Below are 24,042 nucleotides of genomic sequence, written 5' to 3'. Positions count from 1 at the left end.
TCGTCTCCTAGCGTGCGCGCGCGACCGGCTTGCGCGCCGTGGCGCGCTTGGTCGTCGCGGATTTGGCTGTCGGCGCCTTGCGCGCCGTCTTGCGCTCGGCCGCCGCCTTCGGCGCGGGCTTCTTCGCCGCCACCGGCGCCGCGACGCGTTGCGGGCGCGCGGCGGCGCGGGCCGCCTTGGCCGCGCGCTCCGCCTCGCGCCGCGCCACCGCGGCGGGGCTGTCGCTGAAATCCGGCATGTTGTGGCGGTAGTGCCACAGGAACAGCGACGCCACGGAGCGCCACGGCCGCCACGGCATCGTCAGCTTCAGCAGACGCTTCTGATCGGGCCGCCGCCGCAGCTTCAGCAGGTGCTGCGCCGCCGTCATCAGCCCGAGATCGGCGGCCGGCATCACGTCGGGCCGTCCGAGCGCGAACATCATGTAGATCTCGGCGGTCCAGCGGCCGATGCCCTTGGCCCGGGTCAGGTGCGCGACGATCGTGTCGTCGTCGAGCGCGGCCAGCTCCTCGAACACGATGCGCCGTTCGGCCGTGTCCAGCGCCAGCGCGCGCGCGAACTTCACCTTGTTGTTCGACAGCCCGCAGGCCCTCAGCTCCTCGTCGGCGCACGCCAGCACCCGCTCGGGTGTGACCGGATCGAGCATCGCCTCGACGCGGTTCCAGATGCTGCGCGCGGCGGCGACGGAGACCTGCTGGCCGACGATCGAGCGCAGCAGCGCGGCGAAGCCCTCGTCCATCACGCGCAGCGGCGGATCGCCGTAGATGGCGCGCGCCTCGGCGATGCGTGGATCGAGCCGCGCCAGATGGTCCATGCCTTCGCGCACGCGCGCTTCGTCGAGCCTGAAGGGAAGCGTCATGCGGCCGGCATAGCATGCGTCACGGCACCGCGCTAACCGTCCGCGGGGCGCCGCGACGGTCAGCCGGCGCGTGGCGGATTCTCGCGCAGCGCGTCCTCGGCGTCGTAGCCGTAGATGCGGATCTGGCCCTCGGGGAAGCCGTCGGGGTAGCGGCGCATGTTCTCGCGCAGGCGCGCGTCGCGGCGGGCGACGGCGTCCGGATCGGCCATGTTGAACAGGGCCTCGGCCTCGCCGGAGTAGGCCTGCAGCCAGTTGGCGCGCGGCCGGCGGATCGCCTCGTAGCGCGCCAGCGCACCGCCGGCCGGCCGGGCTGGTCGGCGAGGCATCCCGCGAGCACCCATGCGTCCTCGATGGATTGCGCCGCGCCCTGCGCGTGGTAGGGCAGCATGGCGTGCGCGGCGTCGCCGGTCAGCGCGACGCGGCCGTCGGTCCAGCGGTCGAGCGGCGCGCGGTCGTAGAGCGCCATGCGGTAGAGCCGCGTGGTGGCCGCGATCATCGCCAGGATCGCCGGGTTCCAGCCGGCGTACTCCGCCAGCGCGTCCTCCACCGTGCCCAGCGCCGACCACGATTCGCGCGTCGGCGTCGCGGAGCGGCTGATGCCGATCCAGTTCAACGTGCGGCCGGCCGAGATGAAGTAGCGCACGACGCTGCGGTCCGGTCCCCACCAGTTGTTGGAGACGCGCGCGACCCCGAGGTGCGCGACGGCCTCCGCCGGCATGGTGCCGCGCCATGCGACGTTGCCGGCGTAACGCGCCGCGCCGTCGCCGAACAACTGGTGGCGCACGACGGAATGGACGCCGTCGGCGCCGACCAGCACGTCGCCGCGATGCGTCGCGCCGCCCGCGATGGCCACCGTCACGCCGTCCGCGTCTTGGGCGAACGACTCGACGCGGGCGCCGAAGACCACCTGGTCCCGCCCGAGCGCCCGCACCAGAAGGTCGAGCACGTCGGCGCGGTGGGCGTGGAAGTATGGCGCGCCGAAACGCGCCTCGGCCGCCGCGCCCAGCGGCGTCCACAGGATGCGTTCCGCCGACCGCCACGACTGGATCTCGAGGCCTTCCGGCCGCACGGCGATGCGCGCCAGTTCGTCGCCGACGCCGAGCCGCGCCAGCAGCCGCGTGACGTTGGGGCTGAGCTGGATGCCGGCGCCGATCTCGCCGAACGCCGCGGCCTGCTCCAAGAGCAGGAACGGCACGCCGAGTCTTTTGAGGCACAGCGCCGTGGCGACGCCACCGATGCCGCCGCCCGCGATCAGGACCTTCCGCAGGCTAGCCGCCATGGCTTCCCGACGGCCGGCGTCGTTCCGGACCTCGCATCACAGGTGCTTCACCTGGCAGCCGTAGGGCGCCGTGACCGGCCGCGCCACCGGCAGGCCGGCGACGACCGCGCGCAGAGCGTCGCGCGCGTAGGGCTCTGCGCGGGCGATGTCGGCGATCTCGGTCGAGGCGACGCTGTCCATGCCGCCGGCGTAGGCGAGCACGCCGGCGCGGTCGACGATGAAGATGTGCGGCGTGGCGCGCGCGTCGTAGAGCTTCGCGAGCGCGGTATCGGGATCGAGCAGGGTCGCCGTCGCCGCCGATCTCCGGGTCTCCGCCAGCAACTCCGCCTCCAGCTCGCTGGCGTAGCCGACCGATTCCCGTGGATAGGAGATCACCGAGTACCATGAGCCGCCGGCGGCGAGCGTCTCGCGCTGCAGTGCCTGCATGGCGCCGGCCTCGTAGTGCTTGCCGGCGAACGGGCACAGCGGATTGGTCCATTCGAGTGCGACGACGCGGCCGCGCAGCGCCGAAAGACGCACCATCCGGCCCTGGGTGTCGGGCATCGCGAAGTCCGGCGCCGGCGCGCCCACGGCCGCTCCCGCCCGCGCCGCGCCCGGGAAGGCCGAGATCGCCGCCGCGGCGCCGACGAGGAACCGCCGGCGCGTGGGCCTCGGGAAATCTCTACGGACCATGCCTGAATCTCGCACCGCGCGGCGGTTCGTTCAAGCGCGGGCGCACCGATCAGCCGAACATCCCCAACCGCGACGCCACGATCCCGAGCGCCGCGCCGGTCGCCAGCGCCCAGAGCGGCGATCGCTCGGTCGCGAACACGAAGACCGCCGTGCCGACGGTCAGGGCGAGCGTCAGCGCGTCGCGGTCGGCGGCCCGGGCCATGACGCCGCCGCTGGAGAGGATGAGGCCGATCGTGATCGGCACCAGGCCGGCCTGCGCCACCCGCACCCACCGCATGCCGGAGGAGCGCGCGACGAAGCGTCCGACCGCGAAGGCCAGCAGCCCCGACGGCAGCGCCATCGCCAGCGTCGCGACCACCACGCCCCAGGCGCCCGCGACGTGCAGGCCGATCAGGCTGACGACGAGGACGTTGGGGCCGGGCGCGGCCTGCGCCAGCGCGTAGGCGTTCACGAACTCGGCGTCGGTCATCCACCGCGCGCCGTCGACGACCTGCCGGTGGAGATCGGGCAGGATCGCGTTGGCGCCGCCGATCGCGAGCAGCGACAGGGTCGAGAAGGTCGCGGCGAGGCGCCAGAGCGGATCGTCGCTCACCGCGGCCGCTCCAGCCAGACGACGGCGGCGACGCTGAGCGGCGCGAGGACCGCGACGGCGACAAGCAGCGGGATCCGCAGCAATCCGACGAGGATGAACGTGGCGATCCCGAAGGCGATGGCGACGCGTGTCGGCCTCAGGCGGCGGGCGATCTTCAGCGCCGTGCCGATCACCATGCCGGCCGCGGCGGCGGCGGTGCCGGCGATCGCGGCCTTCACGTCGGGGGCCTCGGCGAAGCGATTATACAACGTCGCCAGCGCCATCAGGATGGCCAGAGGCATCGCCGTCAGGCCCGCCATCGCGATCAACGCGCCGGCCGCGCCGTGGAAGCGGTCGCCGATCATGATGGCGACGTTGGCGGTGTTCGCGCCGGGCAGGATCTGGCCGACCGCGACGACGCGGACGTAGTCGGCGTCGTCGAGCCAGCGGCGCTCCTCGACCACGACGCGCCGCGCCCAGGCCGAGTCGCCGCCGAAGCCGAGCAGCCCGACCTTGGCGAAGGCGAGGAAGAGCTGGAGGCGGGTGACGCGCGGCGGCGGCGGAGCGCTCTCGCCCATGGCCGCCTACCGCCGCGCGGCCGGCGTCAATGCCGCTCGCGCGTCTCGGCGAACCGGATCGCCGGGAAGCGCTCGCGCACGGTGTTTAGCTCCCACGCGTTGCGCGCGAGGTACACCGGCGCGCCGTCGCGGTCCTCGCCGATCGCGGCCTTCTGCACGTTCATGAACGCGTCGAGATCGGCCTTCGAGTCGGCCGAGATCCAACGCGCGGTCTCGAACGGCGCCTGCTCGAGCGCGATGCGCACCGGTACTCGGTCTCGACGCGCGTCTGCAGCACGTCGAGCTGCAGCGTGCCGACGACGCCGACGATCCAGTCGCCGCCCAGCGTGCGGCGGAACACCTGCGTGACGCCCTCCTCGGCGAGGTCCTCGAGCGCGCGCCTGAGCTGCTTGGACTTCATCGGGTCGTGGAGGCGGACGCTGCGCAGGATCTCCGGCGCGAAGTTCGGGATGCCGGTGATGCGCAGTTCCTCGCCCTCGGTCAGCGTGTCGCCGACCCGCAGCGTGCCGTGGTTGGGCACGCCGATGATGTCGCCCGGCCACGCCTCGTCGACGATCTCGCGGTCGCGCGCGAAGAACAGGATCGGGCTGCCGATGGTGACCGTCTTGCCGGTGCCGACCTGCTTCAGCTTCATGCCGCGCTGGAACCGGCCCGAGCACAGGCGCATGAAGGCGACGCGGTCGCGGTGGTTGGGGTCCATGTTGGCTTGGACCTTGAACACGAAGCCCGTGACCTTCGACTCCGTCGGCAGGATCGCGCGCGTCTCGGTGGGCTGCGGCCGCGGCGGCGGGGCGTGCTCGGCCAGCGCGTCGAGCACCTCGCGGACGCCGAAGTTGTTGTAGGCGCTGCCGAAATACACCGGCGTCAGATGGCCCTCCCGGTACGAGCCGAGGTCGAACTCGGGATAGCCCGCGCGGACCAGCTCGACGTCCTCCTTGAGCTTGTCGAGCTGTTCGGCCGGCATCGCCCCGGCCAGCTTCGGGTCGTCGACGCCGGCGCACTCCACGACCTCGCCGATGCGTTCGCGGTCCTGCGCGCCGAACACCAGCATGCGGTCGCGCGCCAGATCGTAGCACCCGCGGAAGGCCTGTCCCGAGCCGGCCGGCCAGGTCATCGGCGTGACGTCCAGCGCCAGGGTCGAGGCGATCTCGTCGAGCAGTTCGAACGGATCCTTCGACTCGCGGTCCATCTTGTTGACGAAGGTGACGATCGGCACGTCGCGCAGGCGGCAGATCTCGAACAGCTTGCGGGTGCGCGCCTCGATGCCCTTGGCGGCGTCGATCACCATGATCGCCGAGTCGACGGCCGTCAGCGTGCGGTAGGTGTCCTCGCTGAAATCCTCGTGGCCGGGCGTGTCGAGCAGGTTGAACACCGCGCCACCGTACTCGAACGTCATCACCGAGGTGGTGACGGAGATTCCGCGCTGCTGCTCGATCTTCATCCAGTCCGAGCGCGCGCGCCTCGCGTCGCCGCGCGCCTTGACCGCGCCCGCCGCCTGGATGGCGCCGCCGAACAGCAGCAGCTTCTCGGTCAGGGTCGTCTTGCCGGCGTCGGGATGGGAGATGATGGCGAACGTCCGCCGCCGGGCCGACGGATGGCCGGCGAGCGCGGAATCTTCGGTGGCGGCTGTGACGAGCGACATCTCTGGGGCGGGACCGGTCGGGGCGGGGGCGCGGCGTAGCCCGCCGGCTGGCGGGGGTCAAGGCGCCGGGCGACGAACCGGCCGGCTTAGTTCCGATAGTAGACGATCTGGTGCGTGGTCGCGAGCAGACGGCCGGCGCGCGACCACAGCTCGCCCGTCTGGTCGGAGATGCCGCGGGTGAAGGCCCGCCCGTCGGCCACGCCCAGCAGCGGCGCGGCGCCGACCGCGGCGATCTCCTCTTCGGCGGCATGGAAATAGACCGTCATCGAGACCGTCGCGACAGGGAAGAACGCCCGCTGGACATGGAAGATGCGCGCGAAGAACGCGTCGGACAACGACGCGATCGACGGAAAGTCCAGCGGCCGGGCCGGCGCGTCGTCCATCCAGACCACCGACCGGGCGCTGGCGGGCGCCGTGCCGCCGCCGCCCGGCGCGTTGTCGACGAAGCGGAAGCGGTAGCGCGACAGCCACGCCGACATGCCGCCGGTCGGCAATGCCGGCAGCGAGTCGGGATCGCCACCGTCGGGCGGCTTGGCGGGGAAATGCGACCATGTCGGCCGACGGGTCGCGAACACCGCCGTCGCGGTGATGGCGACGCCGCCTTCCGGTTGCGACAGCTCGACGTACCAATGCTGGGTCGAACGGTTGGTGCGCGTGGCGCGCGCGGACACGGTGAACGCGCCCTTCGCCACCGGCGCGCAGTAGTTCACCGTGAGCGACACCGGCTCGCCCAGTCGGTCCGGCGCCTCCAGCGGCGCGCGCAGCATGACCGCCGCGGTGATGCCGCCGAACGGGCCGCCGAAATTCCAGTAGGCGTCGCTGGTCCGGCCGGTCCAGAGGCCGGGGCCGGCCGGTGTCAGCGCCGAAGCCTCGTCGAACGGATGGATCAGGGCGGCGGCGTGGTCGGGCATGCGTCGGTTCCGTGGCGTCCAGCCCGCGTTGCTAGGCGATCCGGTCCGCCGCGTCCACGCCGCGGACGGCGGCGGGCCCGCTAGGCGGCACGCGGCAGGTCGATCTCGAAGACGGCGCCGGGCGCGTCGTCGAGCAACCGGATGGTGCCGCCGAACGCCGCCAGGCGGCCGCGCGCGATCGGCAGGCCGAGCCCGGTGCCGCCGGCATCGCGCGCCGTCGTGAAGAACCGGTCGAACACCCGCGCGCGGTTGCCGGCGGAGATGCCGGGACCGTCGTCGGCGACGCGCAGACGCACGAGGGCGCCGTCGACGCTCCAGCCGATCGTCGCGGTGGCGCCGGGGCCGGCGTGGTCGCGGGCGTTCTCCACCAGGCACGCCAGCGCCGAGGACAGCGACTCCGGATCGATCGCCGCCACGACGGCGTCGTCGTCTGGCGGCGCCAGCCGGAGGGACGGTCCGCTATCGCGGAAGCGTTCGGCGAGGGCGCGCGCGACGGCGCCGACATCGGCCTTCTCGTCGCCGGCCGGCCGGGCGGCGTCGGCGCGCGCCAGTTCCAGCAGACGCCGCGTCAGGCGGTCCAGACGGGCGACGTCGCCGCCGAGATTGTCGAGGAAGCGGCGGCGGTCGTCCGGCGACATCGCGTCGAGATCGTCGCGCAGCAGCTCGACGGCGCCGCGCATCGAGGCCAGCGGCGTTTTGAACTCGTGGCCGATCTCGGCGGCGAAGTCGCGGATGTAGTCGGCGCGCCGTTCCAGCGTGCGCGCCATGGCGTCGAGCGAGGCCGAGAGATCCGCGACCTCGCGCGTGTAGCGGTGTGGCAGCGGCCGCACCGCGTCGCGCTCGCCGGCGGCGACGCGCCGGGCCTGGTCGACGGCCGCCGCCACCGGACGGCTGACGGTCAGGGCGGTGAACACCGCCAGCGCGCCGCCCGCGGCGAACAAAAGGGCGGCCAGCGCCGCGAGATGGTAGCGCTTGCCCCATAGCGCCTGCAGCAGGGTGCGCGGCGTGCGCCGCAAGGCCACGGCGCCGAGGATCCGGCCGTCCTCGACCACGGGAATGGCGACGTGCACGCGCACCTCGGCGACGCGGCTGAACGCCCAGCCGGGCCCGCCGGGATAGGCCTTGGCGTCGCGCGCGCGCAGGGCCGACGCCGGGGCGCCGCGCAGCGCCGAGGCGACCTCCTCCAGCGCCGCCAGCGAACGGCCCTGGTCGTCCTCGGTGCTGGCGACGATCACGCCCTTGGCGTCGACGATGCGCATGCCCGCGAGCGTGTGGCGCTGCGCCGACAGCAGCACCGCGCGGATCGGCGCGCCGGCCCGCCGCGCCACCGGCTCGGCCTCCGCCCCCGCCGCCGCCGCCGGCGCGGCCGGCAGCACCGGATCGTCGGCGAGGTCGAGCGTCGCGGGAATGGGTTGCCAGCGGTCGGCGGAAGGCGGCGTGGCGGAGGCCGGCATCGCCGCCAGCGCGCCGGCCGGCGCCGCCGCCAGCCACTCGGCGCGGAACTGGGCCGCGATCAGCACGCCTTGGCCGATCAGCTCGGACTCGGTCTGGCGCAGCAGCGCGCTCTCGTAGACGCGCAGGAACCACACGCCGCCCAGCGGCAGGGCGAGCAGCGCGAGATTGACCGCGAGCAGGACCGTCCGCAGCCGCGGGCGCCAGCGCGTCATGGCGCTATGGCGCGTCCGTCGGCGGCGCCGTCGACCACCAGCTTGTAGCCGACGCCATGGACCGTCTCGACCGGCGCGCCGCCGGCTGCCGCGAGCTTGGCGCGGATGCGGCGGACATGGCTGTCGATGGTGCGGTCGCTGACGTAGCGGCGGTCGTCGTAGGCGTGCGTCATCAGGCTGTCGCGGGTGAACACCGTTCCGGGCCGCTCGGCCATCGCGCGCAGCATGGCGAACTCCGTCGCCGTCAGCGGCAGCGTCGCGCCGGCCCAGCGCGCGACATGCGCGTCGATGTCCAGCGACAGCGGGCCGCGCGCGATCACGCGGCGCGCCGGCGCCTCGCCGTCCGCCGGTTCCGGCGCCGCCGCGCGCGGCCGGCGCAGCACCGCCCTGACCCGCGCCACCAGCTCGCGCGGGCTGAACGGTTTGACGACGTAGTCGTCGCCGCCCAGCTCGAGGCCGACGACGCGGTCGATCTCGTCGTCCTTCGACGACAGGAAGATGATCGGCACCGTCGAGCCGGCGCGCAGCCGGCGGCAGACCTCGGCGCCGTCCAGTTCCGGCATCATGACGTCGAGGATGACGAGGTCGGGCCGTTCGCGCGCCGCGGCGTCGAGCGCGGCGGCGCCGTCGGCCGCCTCGACCGTCGTGAACCCGTCCTTGCGCAGCGCGAACGCCACCACGTCGCGGATATGCCGGTCGTCGTCGACCACGAGGATTTTCGCCATGGCCGCATTGTCCACGCGCCGCGCCGCCGCGTGAAGCCCCGGCGGCGCGATTGCACCCGATTTGCACCAAGTTTCCGGCCGTTGCGCACGGCGCGGCCGCGCGCGGGCCACCCGGCGGCGTCAGCCTCCGCGGCGACCGTCCAATGGAAGGAGCCGACACCGTGACCGACACGACCTCCGACACGCCGCCGCCCGCCTCACCGTGGCCGGCCGCGCCGCCGCCCCGCGATCCCGCCGGTCTGTCGCCGTGGGCGCGCGCGCTGGCCGCGCGGGCGCGGCTGATCGGCAAGATCGGCGGGCTCGCGGTGCTGGCGCTGATGTTCGCGATCCCGTTGAACATGATCGACGACGTGGCGGGCGAGCGCTGGCGGCTGAGCGAGACCACGCGCAAGGAGATCACCTCGTCGTGGGGCGGCGAGCAGACGCTGATCGGACCGTATCTGCTGCTGCCGCACGAATCGCCGCGCGGCCGCGACGAGGCGCTGCTCCTGCCGGAGCGGCTGGAGGTCGTGGCGGCGCTGTCGCCCCAGGTCCGCCACCGCGGCATGTTCGAGGCGGTGGTCTACACGCTCGACCTGACCCTGCGCGGCCGCTTCAAGACACCGGAGACAAACGCCGAGGGCGTCGTCGCCGGACTGCGGTCGGACCGCGTGCGCCTTCGGCTGGGCGCCGGCGATCTGCGCGGCCTCGTGGTCGAGTCGGTCGACATCGACGGCCGCACGCCGTCGTTCGAGCCGGCCGCACAGGGCGAGAACGCCATCGACGCGGTGATCGGCGCGATCGATCCGGCGCGCCTGGCCGACGGCGTGCCGTTCGAGATCCGCCTGCGCCTCAACGGCAGCGGCCGGGTCGGTTTCATGCCGGTCGGCAACCTCACGACGATCGACATGACGGCGCCGTGGCCGGATCCAGGCTTCTTCGGGCGCTTCCGGCCGGTCGCGCAGCGGATCGGCGAGGACCGCTTCTCGGCGCGCTGGCAGATCAGCATCCTCGGCCGCGGCTTCGGCCAGATCGCCAGCACCGCCGACGAGTCGCGCGCCGTCCTGATGAAGCGCCTCAACGAGTCGGTGTTCGGCGTCGAACTGGTGCAGCCCGTCACGCCGTACCGCAGCGTCAAGCGCATGCTCAAGTACGGGCTGCTGACCGTGGGCTGCGCCTTCGCGCTCTACCTGGCGTTCGAGCTCGCGGGCCGCGCCCGGCTGCATCCTGTGCAATACGCGCTCTCTGGCGCGGCGATGGCGCTGTTTCCGCTGATCCTGCTATCGGTCGGCGAGCATCTCGGATTCACCGCCGCCTACTCCATGGCGACCGGGATCGTGGTGGCGCAGACGTCGCTCTACACCTGGCGGGCGACGGCGCGGGCGCGCTTCGCGGCGATGTTCGGCGCCGCCAGCGCGGCGCTGTTCGCCTATCTCTACCTGCTGCTGCAGGCCGAATCGTGGTCGCTGCTGGGCGGCAGCGCGGTGCTGGTCGTCCTCGTCGCGGCGCTGATGTACGCCACCCGCGATCTCGGCCGCCGTCCGGCCGCCGAGGCGGCGCCCGCGACGTGAGCGGGCGTCACCCCGCCGCGTCCTCGCGCAGGGTCTCGAGCTCGAGCCATTCCGTCTCGGCGGCGTCGAGCCCGGCCTCCGCGGCGGCGAGGCGGGCGGTCTTGGCGGCGAAGCCGGCGGGGTCGCGGCGGTAGAGATCGGCATCCGCCAGCGCCGCGCCGAGGGCGGCGATCTCCGCCTCCAGCGCCGCGATCCTCTTGGGCAGTCCATCGAGCGCGCGGCGTTGGTTGTAGGTGAGCTTGCCGGCGCGTGGGCCGGCGGCCGGCGCGACGGCCGGCTTCGCCGGCGCGGCGGCGGGCGCGGAGCGGGCCGTGACGTCCGCCGCCGCGGGCCGTGGGCCGCGCTGGAGAAGGTAGTCGCTGTAGCCGCCGGCGTACTCCACCGCCGATCCGTCGCCCTCCAGCGCGATCGTCGAGGTCACGACGCGGTCGAGGAAGTCGCGGTCGTGGCTGACCAGCAGCACGGTGCCGTCGTAGTCGGACAGCGTCTCCTGCAGCAGGTCGAGCGTGTCGGCGTCGAGGTCGTTGGTCGGCTCGTCGAGCACGAGCAGGTTCGACGGCGCCGCCAGCGCCTTGGCGAGCAGAAGGCGGTTGCGCTCGCCGCCCGACAGCGCGCCGACTGGTTGGCGCGCCTGGTCGTCGCGGAACAGGAAGTCGCGCATGTACGACACGACGTGCTTGGGCTGGCCGCGCACCATCACGTGGTCGTTGGTGTCGGCCAGCGTCTCCCACACGGTGCGCGCCGGATCGAGCTCGGCGCGGCGCTGGTCGATCACGACCGGCTGCACCGTGACGCCCAGCCGCACCGACCCGGAATCCGGCGCCAGCTCGCCGATCAGCATGCGCAGCAGCGTCGTCTTGCCGGCGCCGTTCGGCCCGATCAGACCGACCCGGTCGCCGCGCAGGATGCGGGTCGAGAACGGACGCAGGATGTCGCGGCCGCCGTAACTCTTGGCGATTCCCTTGGCCTCGATCGCCAGCGCGCCGGAGGGCGTCGCGGCGCCGGCCTGCATCGTGGCGCTGCCGGTCTGTCCCACCAGGGTCCGGCGCTTCTCGCGCAGCGCCCGCAGCGCCCGCATCCGGCCCTCGTTCCGGGTGCGCCGGGCGCGGATGCTGGTGCGCGACCACACCGTCTCGCGCTCGATCAGCCGGTCGAGCTTGCGGCGCTCGACCTCCTCGCGCGCCAGGATGTCCTCCGACCAGGCGTCGAAGCGGTCGTAGCCCTCGTCGAGACGGCGCACGACGCCGCGGTCGAGCCACAGCACCGCGCGCGACAGGGTCGAGAGGAAGCGCCGGTCGTGGCTGACCAGCACGAAGCCGCCGCGCCACGCCCCCAGCGTCTCCTCCAGCCATTCGATGGTCGGCAGGTCGAGATGGTTGGTCGGCTCGTCGAGCAGCAGGATGTCGGGGTCGGCGACCAGGGCGCGCGCCAGCGCCGCGCGGCGGCCCTCGCCGCCCGACAGCGAGGCGGTGTCGCGCGCGCCGTCGAGGCGGATCGTCTCCAGCCATTGCGCCACCCGGTAGTCGTCGGCCGCGGCGTCCGCGCCGAGTCCGCCGGCGACGAAGCCCGCGACGTCGGCGGCGGCCGAGAGGTCGGGTTCCTGCGGCAGGAAGGCGATCGAGGCGCCGGGTTGGGTGAAGCGTTCACCGGAATCCGGCTGCATCGCGCCGGCCGCGATCCTGAGCAGCGTCGACTTCCCCGCGCCGTTGCGGCCGACCAGGCACAGCCGCTCGCCGCGACCGACGCCGAAGGCGGCGCCGGCGAGGATCGTCTGGTCGGACAGCGCGTAACGGATGTCGCGCAGCGCGAGGAGGGGAGGGGCGGCCATGGGCTCGGGAAGGTGGCGGGGCGCCCTCATGCCCCACGGCGGCGGTGGCCGCAAGGCGCCGGAGGATTGATCTGCGTCATGTCCGCCGCGGTCCGCCGGGCCTAACCGTGGCCCGTCGAAGCGCACCGCGCACCCGGAGGCAGGATATGTCGCATTACCACGCCATCGTCTGGATGGATCATCTCGAGGCGAAGGTGTTCCATTTCTCGCCCGACACCGCCGATAAGCTGGTCGTGCGGTCGCGCTCGCCGGACCGGCATCTCCACCACCGCGCCGGCAGCCGCGACGGCAAGCACGCCGCCGACGACCACCATTTCTTCGACGCCATCCTGGGCGCGCTGGACGGCGCCCGCGAATGGCTGGTGGTCGGGCCGGGCAACGCCAAGACCGGCTTCGTCGCCCATGTCGAGGCGCACCACCGCGACAAGCGCCCGCTTATCGCCGCTGTGGAGACGGTCGACCATCCCACCGACGGCGAGCTTCTCAAGATCGCCCGCGCCCGCGCCGAGGCGATCGACCGGATGCGGCCGCGGGGCGCCTGAGCGCCCGCGGACCCGCCGCGCCTGGTTGCGGGCCTGAAGTTGAACTCGGCGCCGCCCCGGATGCCGGTCGGCCAGCGGGCGGTGATGGTCTTCAGCTTGGTGTAGAAGCGCACGCCCTCCATGCCGTAGATGCCGTGGTCGCCGAAGATCGAGGCCTTCCAGCCGCCGAAGCTGTGGTAGGCCATCGGCACCGGGATCGGCACGTTGATGCCGACCATGCCGATCTGCACGTTGTTGGCGAAGGTGCGCGCGGCGTCGCCGTCGCGCGTGAAGATCGCCGTGCCGTTGCCGTAGGCGTGGTCGTTGACCATGCCGATGGCGTCGTCGAAGCGGTCCGTGCGCACGACCGACAGGACGGGACCGAAGATCTCGTCCTTGTAGATCGACATGTCTGTCTTCACGTCGTCGAACAGGCACCCCCCCATGAAGTTGCCCTTCTCGTAGCCCTGCAGCTTGAGGCCGCGCCCGTCGACCACCAGCTTGGCGCCTTCCTTCACGCCGGCGTCGACGTAGCCCATCACCTTGTCACGGTGCTGGCGCGTGACCAGCGGGCCCATCTCCGACTGCGGGTCGATGCCGGGGCCGACCTTCAACGCCGCGACGCGCGGCGCCAGCTTCTCGATCAGCTTGTCGCCGATGCCGCCGACAGCGACGGCGACGGAGATCGCCATGCAGCGTTCGCCGGCGGCGCCGTAGCCGGCGCCGATCAGCGCGTCGGTCACCTGGTCGAGATCGGCGTCGGGCATCACCACCATGTGGTTCTTGGCGCCGCACAGGGCCTGCACGCGCTTATTGTGACGGGTGCCGGTGTGGTAGACGTATTCGCCGATCGCGGTCGAGCCGACGAAGCTGATCGCCGGCACGTCGGGATGGGTCAGCAGCGAATCGACCGCCTCCTTGTCGCCGTTGACGACTTGGAAGACGCCGTCGGGCACGCCGGCCTCGACGAACAGCTCGGCCAGCAGCATCGGCGCGCTCGGATCCTTCTCCGACGGCTTGAGGATGAAGGCGTTGCCGCAGGCGATGGCCATGGCGCGCAACCAGCACCGAATCATGATCGGGAACTTGAAGGGCGTGATGCCGGCCACGACGCCCAGCGGCTGGCGCATCGACCAGCTGTCCATGTCGCCGGCGACCTGCTCGGTGAAATCGCCGCGCATGTGGTGGGGGATGCCGCAGGCGAACTCGACGACCTCAAGCCCGCGACCGACCTCGCCCTTGGCGTCGTCGAACGTCTTGCCGTGCTCCAGGGTTAGCGCCCGGGCGATGTCGTCGGTGCGCTTCTCGATCAACTCCTTGAGCTTGAACATCACGCGCGCGCGCCGCAGCGGCGGCGTCGCCGCCCACGCGGTCTGGGCCGCCTTGGCCGTCTGGACCGCCTTGTCGACCTCGGCCGCCGAGGCCAGGGCGACGTGGGCGGTCACCTCGCCGGTGGCGGGATTGGTGACCTCGCCGGTGCGTCCGCTGGCGCCCGCGACCTTCTTGCCGCCGATGAGGTGTCCGATCTGCGTGGCCATGGCCCGTCTCCTCTGTTGATCGCACCGGCGCTTCTTCGCCGGCGTCCGAAAATGGCGGCGGAACCTAGCACCGGCCCCGCATAGCGGAAAGGGCCGCGCCCGGCTGGCGACGGACGGTCGCGGCCCCGTCCGCGCCGGCCTGCGGCTCGACTCGCGGCGGCGCGCGTGGGAAGGTCGCGGCGAAAATCCATGATCGCGCACATGCCCACGGATTCCCAGGGACTCGCCGTCTCCAACGCCGACGCCGCGGCCATCGCCGCCGTCGACCACGCCCTCGAGGAGTGGCTGCGCTACGGCGACGGCCTCGGCGCCTACATATCCTTCGCGCGCGAGGCCCGAGACGTCCCGCTGGTCCAGCTGCACGCCGCGTCGCTCAATCTCACGATGGCCGATCCCGCCGCGCACGCCGCCGCGCGCGGCTCGATCGACGCCGCGCGCGGCGGCTTGCGCGGCATGAACGACCGCGAACGGGCGTGGCTGGCGGCGATGTCCGCGTGGGTCGACGGCGAGGTCGACGCCGCCGCCCGTGGCTTCGACGGCATCGTCGCCGACTGGCCGCGCGACCTGTTCGCGGCGAAACTGGGCCAGCTCCTGTGGTTCGATCTCGGCGCGCCCGACCGCATGCTGCGGTTGTCGGAGGTCTTCCTGCCCGCCAACGCCGAGATCGGCTACGCGCACGGCATGCACGCCTTCGCGCTCGAGGAATGCCACAGGCTCGCGGAGGCCGAGGAGGCCGGCCGCCGCGCCGTCGCGATGCGGCGCGCCGACCCCTGGGCGCACCATGCCGTGGCGCACGTGATGGAGACGCAGGGCCGGATCGAGGAGGGCGTCGCGTGGATGGAGGGGCTGTCCGACACCTGGTCCAGCTGCAACTCCTTCATGTCGACCCACAACTGGTGGCACACCGCGCTGTTCCATATCGACGCCGACCGGCCGGAGCGCGCGCTGGCGTTGTTCGATAGCCGCGTCTGGGGCGTGTGGAAGGAGTTCTGCCAGGACCAGATCAACGCCGTCTCGCTGCTGGCGCGGCTGGAGCTGCGCGGCGTCGACGTCGGCGGCCGCTGGCGCGACGTCGCGGCCTACCTGCTGCCGCGCCTGCGCGAGCACTACTCGCCGTTTCTCGACCTTCAATACCTCTACGGCCTGGCGCGCGCCGGCGAGGCCGCCGCCGTGACCGAGATGCTGGCGAGCCTCGAGGACCGCGCCGGACGCGCGCGTCCGTTCGAGCGCGAGGCGTGGGTCGAGGCGGCCGTGCCGGCGGCGCACGGGCTGGCGGCGCACGCCCGCGGCGACTGGGCGGCGGCCGCCACCCTGCTGGGCGACGCGCAGCCGCATCTGCGCGCGATCGGCGGCAGCCACGCCCAGCGCGCGCTGTTCGGCGGCCTGTGGCTGGACGCGCTCATCAAGGCCGGCTGGAACGACCGCGCGCTGGCGGAGTTGCTGGCCGACGACCGCGCGCGCGGCACGGTGCCGAGGGTGAAACGCGATCTGGCGGCGATCTACGAGCGGCTCGGCCGCGCCGAGGAAGCGATGACGGCGCGTCTGCGCGCCGACGCGCTGTCGCGGCGCTACCGGGCGGCCGGTTGACCGCCGCCGCGCGCCGAGATCGGATCCGGAGGATGGGAGCCTCGACATGACCAAGCACACCGACCTTTCCGCCTGCACCGCCGCCGAATTGATGACGTTGTTCGACAAGCGCAAGGCGTCTCCGGTCGAGGCGCTCGACGCCGTGCTCAAGCGCGTCGACGCGGTGAACCCGCGGATCAACGCCATCAGCCATCTCGACGCCGAGGGCGCGCGCAAGGCGGCGCGGGCGTCGGAGAAGCGCTGGAAGAAGGGCGAGGCGCTGTCGCCGCTGGACGGCGTGCCGGCCTCGATCAAGGAGCTGATCCGCGTGCGCGGTTGGCCGACCGTGATGGGCTCGAAGATGGTCGACCCGGCCGGACCGTGGGACATCGAGTCGCCGGCGGTGACGCGTCTGCGCGAGGGCGGCGCCGTGCTGTTCGCGCAGACCACGTCGCCGGAATACGGCCACAAGGGCGTCACCGAGAGCCCGCTGCACGGGATCACGCGCAATCCGTGGAACCTCGCGAAGACGCCCGGCGGCTCGTCCGGAGGCTCGGCGGCGGCGGTGGTCGCCGGCATGGGGCCGATATCGCTGGGCACGGATGGCGGCGGCTCGGTGCGCCTGCCGGCGGCCTTCTGCGGGCTGGTCGGATTGAAGGCGACGTTCGGCCGCGTGCCGGCCTGGCCGCCGAGCCTGACGGACACGCTGGCCAACACCGGCCCGATGACCCGCACCGCGCTCGACGCGGCGATGACGATGAACCTGATCGGCCGCTACGACGCGATGGACGACACGGCGCTGCCGGACGACGGCGTCGACTACGTCATGGCGCTGAAGGGCAAGCTCAAGGGATTGAAGGCGGCCTGGATCGGCCGGATCGGCGACCATTGGATCGACCCCGAGGTCGAGAAGAACGCGCGCGACGCCGCGCGGACCGTCAAGTCGCTGGGCGTGAAGCTGGTCGAGCGCGAGGCGCCCGACACCGGGGCGCCGGATCCGCGCGCCGTGTGGTGGACGCATTGGATCGGCGCGGAGCAGCGGCTGCTGTCGATGTTCCCGGCGGAGAAGCACGCGTCGATGGACGAGAGCCTGAGATGGATGGCCGACGAGGGCCGCAAGGTGACGTCCGACCAGTACGTGGAGGCGCGCCAGCACGCCCGCCGCATCGGACAGGCGTGGAATCTGCTGCTGGCCGAGTTCGACGTCGTGCTGATGCCGACGCTCGCCGTGCGGGCGTTCGACACCGGGATGCGGGCGCCGGACGGGCCCGACGGCAAGCCGAACTTCATGTGGTCGCCGTACACCGCGCTGTTCAACCTGACGCGTCATCCCGCGGTCAGCGTGCCGTCGGGACTGACGTCGGACGGACTGCCGACGGGCCTCCAGATCGTCGCGGCGCACGGCCGCGACGCGCTGCTGCTGCGGGTCGCCGACAAGCTGCTGGCGGAACGTCCGTTCCGCGTGCCGCCGCTGCCCGCGGCCTGACCATCCACGTTCCCGATCCGGAGAGGCCCATGACCACCGATCTCGCGATGCTACCGGCGCACGAGCTGACGCGCCTCTACAAGCGCCGGAAGGCGTCGCCGGTCGACGCCGCGAAGGCGGCGTTCGCGCGGATGGACCGCTTCAATCCCGTGCTCAACTGCATGCAGCACGTCGATAGAGAAGGCGCGTTGAAGGCGGCGAAGGCGTCGGAGCGGCGCTGGACGAACGGCAAGCCGCTGGGGCCCGTCGACGGTGTGCCGACCACGATCAAGGACATGGTGCAGACCAAGGGCATGCCGACCCGGATGGGGAGCGCCGCGACCAGCCCCGATGGTCCGTGGGAGACCGACGCGCCGGTGGCCGCCCGCCTGCGCGAGGGTGGCGCCGTGCTGCTGGGCAAGACGACGTCGCCGGAGTACGGCTGGAAGGGCGTGACCGACTCCAAGCTGTTCGGCATAACGCGCAATCCCTGGGACATCCACAAGACGCCGGGCGGCTCGTCGGGCGGTGGCGTGGCGGCGGAGGCCGTCGGCATCGGCAACCTCGCGATCGGCACCGACGGCGCGGGCTCCGTGCGCATTCCCTGTTCCTTCACCGGCCTGTTCGGCCTGAAGCCCACCTTCGGGCGCGTGCCGCTCTATCCGCCGTCTGCCCAGGGAACGCTGTCGAACGCCGGGCCGATGACGCGCACCGTGCGTGACGCCGCGCTGATGATGAACGTCATCGCCCGGCCCGACCCGCGCGACTGGTACTCGATCCCGACCGACGACAGCGAGGATTACACGAAGCGCCTCGAGAAGGGCGTCAAGGGGTTGCGGATCGCCTATTCGCCGACCCTGGGCTTCGTCGAGAAAAGCACGATCGATCCCGAGGTCGCGAAATCCGTGGCCGAGGGCGTCAAGCTGCTCAAGAAGCTCGGCGCCAAGGTCGTGGAGGACGATCCGGATCTGCTGGGCATCGATCCGCGCGTGCTGGAGGACCTGCTCTGGACGTCGAATTTCAGCGTCCTGATGAAGAACTTCTCGACCGAGCAGCGCGCGCGCATGGACCCCGGCCTGCTCAAAGGCGCCGAGGCCGGAGCGCGCCTGCCGCTGGAGCGCGTCGTGCAGGCGCATGTCGACCGCGGCCGCATGGGCGTGCAGTTCAACCTGTTCTTCGAGAAGTACGACCTGCTGGTGACGCCGACGATGCCCGTGCCGGCGATCGATGTCGGACTGCCGGCGGCCTATGGCGGCGACGGCGTCAGCATCGGCTGGACGCCGTTCACGCTGACCTTCAATCTCACGCGGCAGCCGGCGGCGACGATCCCCTGCGGCCTCACCAAGGCCGGGCTGCCGATCGGCCTGCAGATCGTCGGACCGCACTACGCCGACGCGCTGGTGCTGCGCGCCGCCCACGCCTTCGAGCAGGCGATGCCGATCGCGGCTCCGCCGATGGCGATGGCCTGAGGGGTCAGTCGAACCCGACGCGGCGGCGTAAGTCCGCGGCCGCCGCGCCGGACTCGCGCAGGGCGCGCAATGTCAACGCGCGGTCGCGCTTGGCGTAGCGGCGGCCGTCGGCGTCGACGAGCAGCCGGTGGTGGGCGTAGCGCGGCGTCGGCAGGTCCAGCAGCTTCTGCAGCAGACCGTGCACGTGCGTGGCGGCGAACAGATCCTCGCCGCGGGTGACCAACGTGACGCCCTGCAGCGCGTCGTCGACCGTGACGGCGAGGTGGTAGCTGGTCGGCGTGTCCTTGCGCGCGATCACGACGTCGCCGAACAGGGACGGCAGCCCCGCGACATCGCCGCGTCCGGCGTCGCGGAAGGAATACGGCCCGGCGATCTCCGCGGCTTTCGCGGCGTCGAGGCGCAGCGCGAACTCGCGTCCGCCCGCGACCAGAGCGCGGCGCTCGTCCAGCGGCCGGTGGCGGCAGGTGCCGGGATAGAGCGGTCCGTCCGGGCCCTGCGCCACGAGATGCGGCGCGCTGGCGGCCGTCTCGATCTCGCGCGCGATCTCGGCGCGCGTGCAGAAGCAGGGATAGACCACGCCCAGGGCGGTCAGCCGGTCGAGCGCGCGACCGTAGTCGTCGAAATGGTCGGATTGCCGGCGGACCGCGCCGTCCCAGTCGAGGCCGAGCCAGGCGAGGTCCTCGAGGATCGCCGCCTCGAACTCGCGCGTGCAGCGGCGGATGTCGATGTCCTCGATCCGCAGCAGGAACGTCCCGCCGCCATCGCGCGCGGCGCGCCACGCCGTCAACGCGGAAAACGCGTGGCCGAGGTGCAGGAGGCCGCTGGGGCTCGGCGCGAAGCGTGTGGTCGTGGTCATGGCCGGCCGCCGCGCCGGCGTCCGCCGTCGACGTCAGACGTAGTGGTCGAAGACGTAGGCGCCCTTGCTCTCATCCCAGGCCCAGGTCTCGCCGACATGCGCGCCGCCGCCGTCGCCGCCGGCCAGCCACGACAGCTCCGGCGCGTGCAGCGACTGCGCCGCCAGATCGACGCGCCAGCCCGAATCCGCCGACAGATCGATGTGCGTCGGCGCGTCGAACGCGACCGGCGCGAGTCCGGGACGCCCGCCGCCGATCGATCCGAAATCGACCAGCGCGTCGCCGGGCACGGGACCGTCGAACGCGCCGTCGATACGCGCGCTGAACGCCGGATGCTCGGCGCCGACGTGGAAGCTCTCGCCGTAGCTGCCGGCGAACACGGCGTCCATCGCGACGGAGAGCGACGCGCCGTCGAAGGCGCCGGCGGACCAGTCCGGCACCGGATCGGCCGCGTAGAGCGTCGCGTGGAAATTGGGCGGCAGCTCGACCAGGTCGCGGCCGGCCAGCAGCAGATCGATCGGCGCGCCCTCGTCGAGGGCGTGGGCCAAGGCGGCGACATCGGCCTCCATCGTGGAGGTCGTGGCCGGGGCGGGCATCGCGATCAGACCCGACGTTATGTCGGCGGTGCCTGAAGGCGGAACTGAAGCGGAGGGGGACTCGCTCATGTTCACACCATGGGTAAAAAATAAGGCGCTAAAACGGCTTACGTCTTTCCGCGGGTATTCGTTCCGAAGTTCGCCCGCTTATCCTTACGATGTTCTCTTTTTATCCCAGCCTGTGGCCGTATGGTAGTGAAATATCGTGGAAATCCACAATATGCGGTGGCTCAGACGACCCGCCCGTCCGGCACCCATTCGGCGCGCCGGTCCTCGATCTCCAGCACCCATAGATCGGGGTCGCGCTGGGTCTGGCGCGCGATGTAGGCGTCGGCGTCGGCCTCGCTGACGGGAGTCGGGCCGGTGGCGCGCAGCCAGGTCGGCTCGTCGTCCATCGCGTTGGCCTGCGCGAACACCGTGGTGCCGGCCTCGAAGCGCACGACCTTGATCAGCACCGTGCCGGCGTCCGGATCGCCGCGCCGCGCGACGTAGGCGGGCATGCCGCGGCGGTCGCACAGGCGCACCTGCGCCGACACCCAGAGCCCGGTCGTCAAACCCATCACCATGGGCGACGGATACAGCAATCGGCGCGGCGGCGAAACGGCGCCCCGGGGCCGGCGCCTCAGGCCAGCGCGTCGTCGAGGCCGTCGAACACCGGCCGGGCGCCGCGCCAACGGTAGCGCACGACGGCGATGCCGTGGCGCGACAGGCCGTCGAGCGCCGCCGGCGCGTCCTCGGCCGGCACCACCAGGGCGGCGCGCGCATCGGCCGGCGATCCGGCGCGGCGCAGCAGCAGGCGGCCGACCGCGCGCTCCAAGGTCGCGGGCGACAGGTCGGTCTCGACGTCGACCAGACGGGCGCCGCCGCCGCGCGCGGCGAACAGCGGATCGCCGGCGCCGGCGGCGTCGCCGTCGCGCAGGCCGCGGCGGCGCAGTTCCTCGCCCAGCGCGTCGAGCACCAGGCCGCGGTCGCACAGCGCGGCGTGTCGCGCGGATTCGGCGTCGGCGCCGTTCCCGGAATCGGCGGCGGGGTCGTCGCGCGCCACCAGGCGCGGCGCCACGACGGGCGCGTCGTCGCCGTCGCGCTTGTAGCGGTGCACGGCGGCGACGAAGCGGCCGATCTGGCGCGCCAGCCGTGGGCCGTCGATCGGCGCCAGCACCAGCATCTCGCCGGTCCGGCCTGCCGGCCAGCGCACGCCCTGCCAGTGGCCGCCGGCCAGCACCGCGCGCAGCCCGTCGCGCCCGCGGCCCGGCCGCACGCCGCCGATGCGGCCGCTATGGGCGAGGTAGAGCGCGCCATCCGCGTCGCGCAGGATGGCGCCGGCCAGCCGCCGGTCGGCGCCGGAAACGGGCAGGTTGATCTCGCAGGTGGCGCTCTCGTGCCGGCCGGGCACCGACGGCGCGTAGCCGAAGGTCAGGCCGTGCCTGTCGGCGCGCGTGGTGGCGTCGTGGCGCCACCAGAAGCCGTGGTCGCGCAGCCAATGGATGTCGGCGACGACGCGGCCGCCGCCGGCCCAGGACAGGGTGACGCCTCGCGACGGCACGCCGCCGAGGCGGCGGCGCAGACGCCGCACCGCCGCGCCGATCCGCCGCGACTCCGTCACCACCTCGAGCATCGCCCGACTATAGCCACCGCGATCCGCGGCGGAAGTGGACAACCCCGCCCTCAGCTTTTCGGGTTGACCGCGGCGGGGCCGGCGGGTTGTGTCGCCGGAACGCGCGACCACGCGCGATCCGCCGCCCCGGGAGCCATTGCCATGTCCATCGCCACCATCCTCACGCCGCGCATGATCGTCATCGGCGGCGGCGCCGTGGCCCAGGTCGCCGACGTGCTGCGCCAGGTCGGCGGCAGCCGGGCGCTGGTGGTCACCGACAAGTTCATGGTCGCGAGCGGCAAGATCGCGGCCTGCACCGACGCGCTGGCCAAGGGCGGCGTCGCCTTCGACGTGTTCTCCGACACGATCGAGGATCCGACCACGACGGTGGTCGAGGCCGGCGTCGCGGCGCTGCAGGCCGGCGGCTACGACAGCCTGGTGGCGTTCGGCGGCGGCTCGCCGATCGACACCGCCAAGGCGATGAGCGTGCTGGCGGCCAACGGCGGGCGCATGCGCGACTACAAGACGCCGAACCCGATCCCGAAGCAGGGCATCCCGCTGGTCGCCATCCCGACCACCGCCGGCACCGGCTCGGAGGTGACGCGCTTCACGATCATCACCGACGTCGAGACCGACGAGAAGATGCTGATCGCGGGCGTCCCCTGCCTGCCGGCCGCGGCCCTGGTCGACTACGAGCTGACCCTGACCAAGCCGTTCCGGTTGACCGCCGACACCGGCATCGACAGCCTGACCCACGCCATCGAGGCGTACGTCTCGAAGCGCGCCAGCCCGCACGCCGACAGCCTCGCGAAATCGGCGATGCGGCTGATCCACGACAACATCCGCAAGGTCTGCGCCGATCCGGCCGACCGCGCCGCGCGCGAGGCGATGATGCTGGCCGCGACCCAGGCCGGCATGGCGTTCTCGAACTCCTCGGTGGCGCTGGTGCACGGCATGAGCCGGCCGATCGGCGCCTTCTTCCACGTGCCGCACGGGCTCAGCAACGCCATGCTCCTGCCGGCCATCACCGCCTTCTCGGCCAACGCCGCGCTCGACCGCTACGCCGACTGCGCGCGGGCCATGGGGCTGGCCGGCGGCGAGGTGTCCGACCAGACCGCCGTCGCCATCCTGCTCGACGCGCTGGCCAAGCTGAACGCCGACCTCAAGGTGCCGACGCCCAAGGCGCACGGGCTCGACGAGTCGAGGTACATGTCGCTGCTGCCGACCATGGCCGAGCAGGCGCTGGCCTCCGGCTCGCCCAACAACAACCCGCGCGTGCCCACCAAGGACGAGATCGTGGAGCTGTACAAGCGGGTGTGGGCGTAGGAGTTCCGACATGCGTCCCGCGCGTCGCTTCGCGGTCATTTGCGCGATCGCCTGGCCAGTCGGTCTCGTCGGTTGGCTTGCAGTTTTCTTAGCACGGAATTCCTGGTTTCTCCTTGCGTTCGGGTTTGGCTATCCGCTCGTTTTCCCGGCGCTCGCGTTGGTTGGAGCGGTCACTGGGCATGTTGCATGGGTACTTGTGACGCCACTGGCGCTGTCGGTCCCGCTACGTATCGTCCTCTTGAGCGCGGTTGGCGCTGGCTATGGTACCGCGATGGGAAGCGGCGCCGTTTGGCTCTTCTGCGCACGGGACTTTGGGGGGCCGCCGCCGGTGCATATCCTCTGGCTCTATGCTGGTGGCTTCCTAGGACTCCCTGTAGGCCTCGCTATCGCTGCTGTGACGGCGCTGATGCGCAGATCGCTATTTTCGACACAGGCATATGCGGCTTCGTGGCTTGGCAATGTCATTGGTGACAAGGTGACGCGGCGCACGGCGCTCGTTGCTCTGGGGCTTTTGTTGGTGGTCGTGCCGGCGCTGCATGCCCTCTACATCGTGATCTGGACTGGCTTGATCGTGTAGCGTCGCCTAACGCGACATGCATGCTCGCTAGCGGCCTGCTGGCGTGGAGACGTCGGCGGGCAAGTGCCGATCACTCGCGCCGATCGGCCAGTGCTCCCGCTCGTACGCCGCGATCACCGACGCGAGCGTGTCGAAGCGCTCGGCTTCGGGCGACTCGGGAAGGGGCGGAACATCGAAGTAGTGTTCGATGGCGAGGAGCGCGGCGTCGTAACCCGCCTCGGCCCGGATGGGTTCGATTTTCACGGATCGGCTTTCGT

The 24,042-nt window shown here is 72.4% G+C and carries 21 protein-coding genes and 1 pseudogene; 6 read left to right on the top strand and 16 right to left on the bottom strand.

Features of this window, described 5'->3' with window-relative positions; genetic code table 11:
- Window positions 1-7: 7 nt before the first annotated feature.
- From IPK81_04565 to IPK81_04525, 9 genes and pseudogenes are all read right to left on the bottom strand, one after another.
- Entirely contained in the window at window positions 8-856 is an 849-nt protein-coding gene (locus IPK81_04565; protein QQS13519.1) for a DNA-3-methyladenine glycosylase 2 family protein, read from the bottom strand.
- Between the two features lie 19 nt (window positions 857-875).
- The gene (locus IPK81_04560; GenBank protein QQS13518.1) at window positions 876-2,135 is read right to left on the bottom strand and encodes an FAD-dependent monooxygenase; all 1,260 of its coding nucleotides are present in this window, start codon (window positions 2,133-2,135) and stop codon (window positions 876-878) included.
- 36 nt (window positions 2,136-2,171) lie between these two features.
- Complete coding sequence (locus IPK81_04555) at window positions 2,172-2,807, bottom strand: redoxin domain-containing protein (GenBank protein QQS13517.1); 636 nt, start codon at window positions 2,805-2,807, stop codon at window positions 2,172-2,174.
- Window positions 2,808-2,856: 49 nt separating this feature from the next.
- Window positions 2,857-3,399, bottom strand: coding sequence for a chromate transporter (locus IPK81_04550; GenBank protein QQS13516.1), 543 nt, complete (start codon window positions 3,397-3,399; stop codon window positions 2,857-2,859).
- Entirely contained in the window at window positions 3,396-3,956 is a 561-nt protein-coding gene (locus IPK81_04545) for a chromate transporter (protein ID QQS13515.1), read from the bottom strand. The genes IPK81_04550 and IPK81_04545 overlap by 4 nt, the downstream gene beginning before the upstream one ends.
- 26 nt (window positions 3,957-3,982) lie before the next feature.
- Window positions 3,983-5,598: pseudogene (locus IPK81_04540) on the bottom strand (peptide chain release factor 3).
- Between the two features lie 86 nt (window positions 5,599-5,684).
- Entirely contained in the window at window positions 5,685-6,509 is an 825-nt protein-coding gene (locus IPK81_04535; protein ID QQS13514.1) for a thioesterase family protein, read from the bottom strand.
- Window positions 6,510-6,589: 80 nt separating this feature from the next.
- A complete protein-coding gene (locus tag IPK81_04530) occupies window positions 6,590-8,176 on the bottom strand; it encodes a histidine kinase (GenBank protein QQS13513.1) in 1,587 nt (528 codons plus the stop codon).
- Complete coding sequence (locus tag IPK81_04525; protein ID QQS13512.1) at window positions 8,173-8,901, bottom strand: response regulator transcription factor; 729 nt, start codon at window positions 8,899-8,901, stop codon at window positions 8,173-8,175. The genes IPK81_04530 and IPK81_04525 overlap by 4 nt, the downstream gene beginning before the upstream one ends.
- Window positions 8,902-9,062: 161 nt before the next feature.
- On the opposite strand from IPK81_04525, the gene IPK81_04520 reads away from it, so the two are divergent.
- Window positions 9,063-10,451, top strand: a complete 1,389-nt coding sequence (locus tag IPK81_04520) for an inner membrane CreD family protein (GenBank protein QQS13511.1) — start codon at window positions 9,063-9,065, stop codon at window positions 10,449-10,451.
- Window positions 10,452-10,458: 7 nt separating this feature from the next.
- On the opposite strand, the gene IPK81_04515 is transcribed toward IPK81_04520, so the two are convergent.
- Together IPK81_04515 and IPK81_04510 are read right to left on the bottom strand one after the other, a co-directional pair.
- Complete coding sequence (locus IPK81_04515) at window positions 10,459-12,279, bottom strand: ATP-binding cassette domain-containing protein (protein QQS13510.1); 1,821 nt, start codon at window positions 12,277-12,279, stop codon at window positions 10,459-10,461.
- 178 nt (window positions 12,280-12,457) lie between these two features.
- The gene (locus tag IPK81_04510; protein ID QQS13509.1) at window positions 12,458-14,338 is read right to left on the bottom strand and encodes a CoA-acylating methylmalonate-semialdehyde dehydrogenase; all 1,881 of its coding nucleotides are present in this window, start codon (window positions 14,336-14,338) and stop codon (window positions 12,458-12,460) included.
- Between the two features lie 201 nt (window positions 14,339-14,539).
- Between IPK81_04510 and IPK81_04505 the strand changes: the two genes are divergently transcribed.
- From IPK81_04505 to IPK81_04495, 3 genes are read left to right on the top strand one after another with little or no spacing between them, the layout of a single operon-like run.
- On the top strand, window positions 14,540-15,925 hold the full coding sequence (locus IPK81_04505; GenBank protein ID QQS13508.1) for a tetratricopeptide repeat protein: 1,386 nt from the start codon (window positions 14,540-14,542) through the stop codon (window positions 15,923-15,925).
- A 46-nt stretch (window positions 15,926-15,971) separates the two neighbouring features.
- Complete coding sequence (locus IPK81_04500) at window positions 15,972-17,390, top strand: amidase (protein ID QQS13507.1); 1,419 nt, start codon at window positions 15,972-15,974, stop codon at window positions 17,388-17,390.
- Window positions 17,391-17,419: 29 nt separating this feature from the next.
- Entirely contained in the window at window positions 17,420-18,838 is a 1,419-nt protein-coding gene (locus tag IPK81_04495; GenBank protein QQS13506.1) for an amidase, read from the top strand.
- 4 nt (window positions 18,839-18,842) lie between these two features.
- Here the strand turns inward: IPK81_04495 and gluQRS are convergent, their stop codons facing one another.
- The 4 genes from gluQRS to IPK81_04475 form a co-directional block, all read right to left on the bottom strand.
- On the bottom strand, window positions 18,843-19,694 hold the full coding sequence (gene gluQRS, locus IPK81_04490; GenBank protein ID QQS13505.1) for a tRNA glutamyl-Q(34) synthetase GluQRS: 852 nt from the start codon (window positions 19,692-19,694) through the stop codon (window positions 18,843-18,845).
- A 33-nt stretch (window positions 19,695-19,727) separates the two neighbouring features.
- Entirely contained in the window at window positions 19,728-20,288 is a 561-nt protein-coding gene (locus IPK81_04485; GenBank protein ID QQS13504.1) for a hypothetical protein, read from the bottom strand.
- A gap of 230 nt (window positions 20,289-20,518) precedes the next feature.
- The gene (locus IPK81_04480) at window positions 20,519-20,854 is read right to left on the bottom strand and encodes a DUF1491 family protein (GenBank protein QQS13503.1); all 336 of its coding nucleotides are present in this window, start codon (window positions 20,852-20,854) and stop codon (window positions 20,519-20,521) included.
- A gap of 56 nt (window positions 20,855-20,910) precedes the next feature.
- A complete protein-coding gene (locus IPK81_04475) occupies window positions 20,911-21,903 on the bottom strand; it encodes a hypothetical protein (GenBank protein ID QQS13502.1) in 993 nt (330 codons plus the stop codon).
- 141 nt (window positions 21,904-22,044) lie between these two features.
- On the opposite strand from IPK81_04475, the gene IPK81_04470 reads away from it, so the two are divergent.
- On the top strand, window positions 22,045-23,208 hold the full coding sequence (locus IPK81_04470) for an iron-containing alcohol dehydrogenase (GenBank protein ID QQS13501.1): 1,164 nt from the start codon (window positions 22,045-22,047) through the stop codon (window positions 23,206-23,208).
- 10 nt (window positions 23,209-23,218) lie between these two features.
- Entirely contained in the window at window positions 23,219-23,785 is a 567-nt protein-coding gene (locus IPK81_04465) for a hypothetical protein (GenBank protein ID QQS13500.1), read from the top strand.
- Between the two features lie 27 nt (window positions 23,786-23,812).
- Here IPK81_04465 and IPK81_04460 read toward each other — a convergent pair whose 3' ends face one another.
- Window positions 23,813-24,028 carry a transcriptional regulator gene (locus IPK81_04460; GenBank protein ID QQS13499.1) on the bottom strand — a complete coding sequence of 72 codons (216 nt, stop codon included), beginning with the start codon at window positions 24,026-24,028 and terminating at the stop codon, window positions 23,813-23,815.
- Between the last annotated feature and the right edge of the window lie 14 nt (window positions 24,029-24,042).

The organism is Rhodospirillales bacterium, from assembly GCA_016699855.1.
In the GTDB taxonomy this organism is placed as follows: domain Bacteria; phylum Pseudomonadota; class Alphaproteobacteria; order Reyranellales; family Reyranellaceae.
The sequence above is the reverse complement of the archived record's forward strand: the minus strand, read 5'-3'. Positions and strand labels throughout refer to the sequence as shown.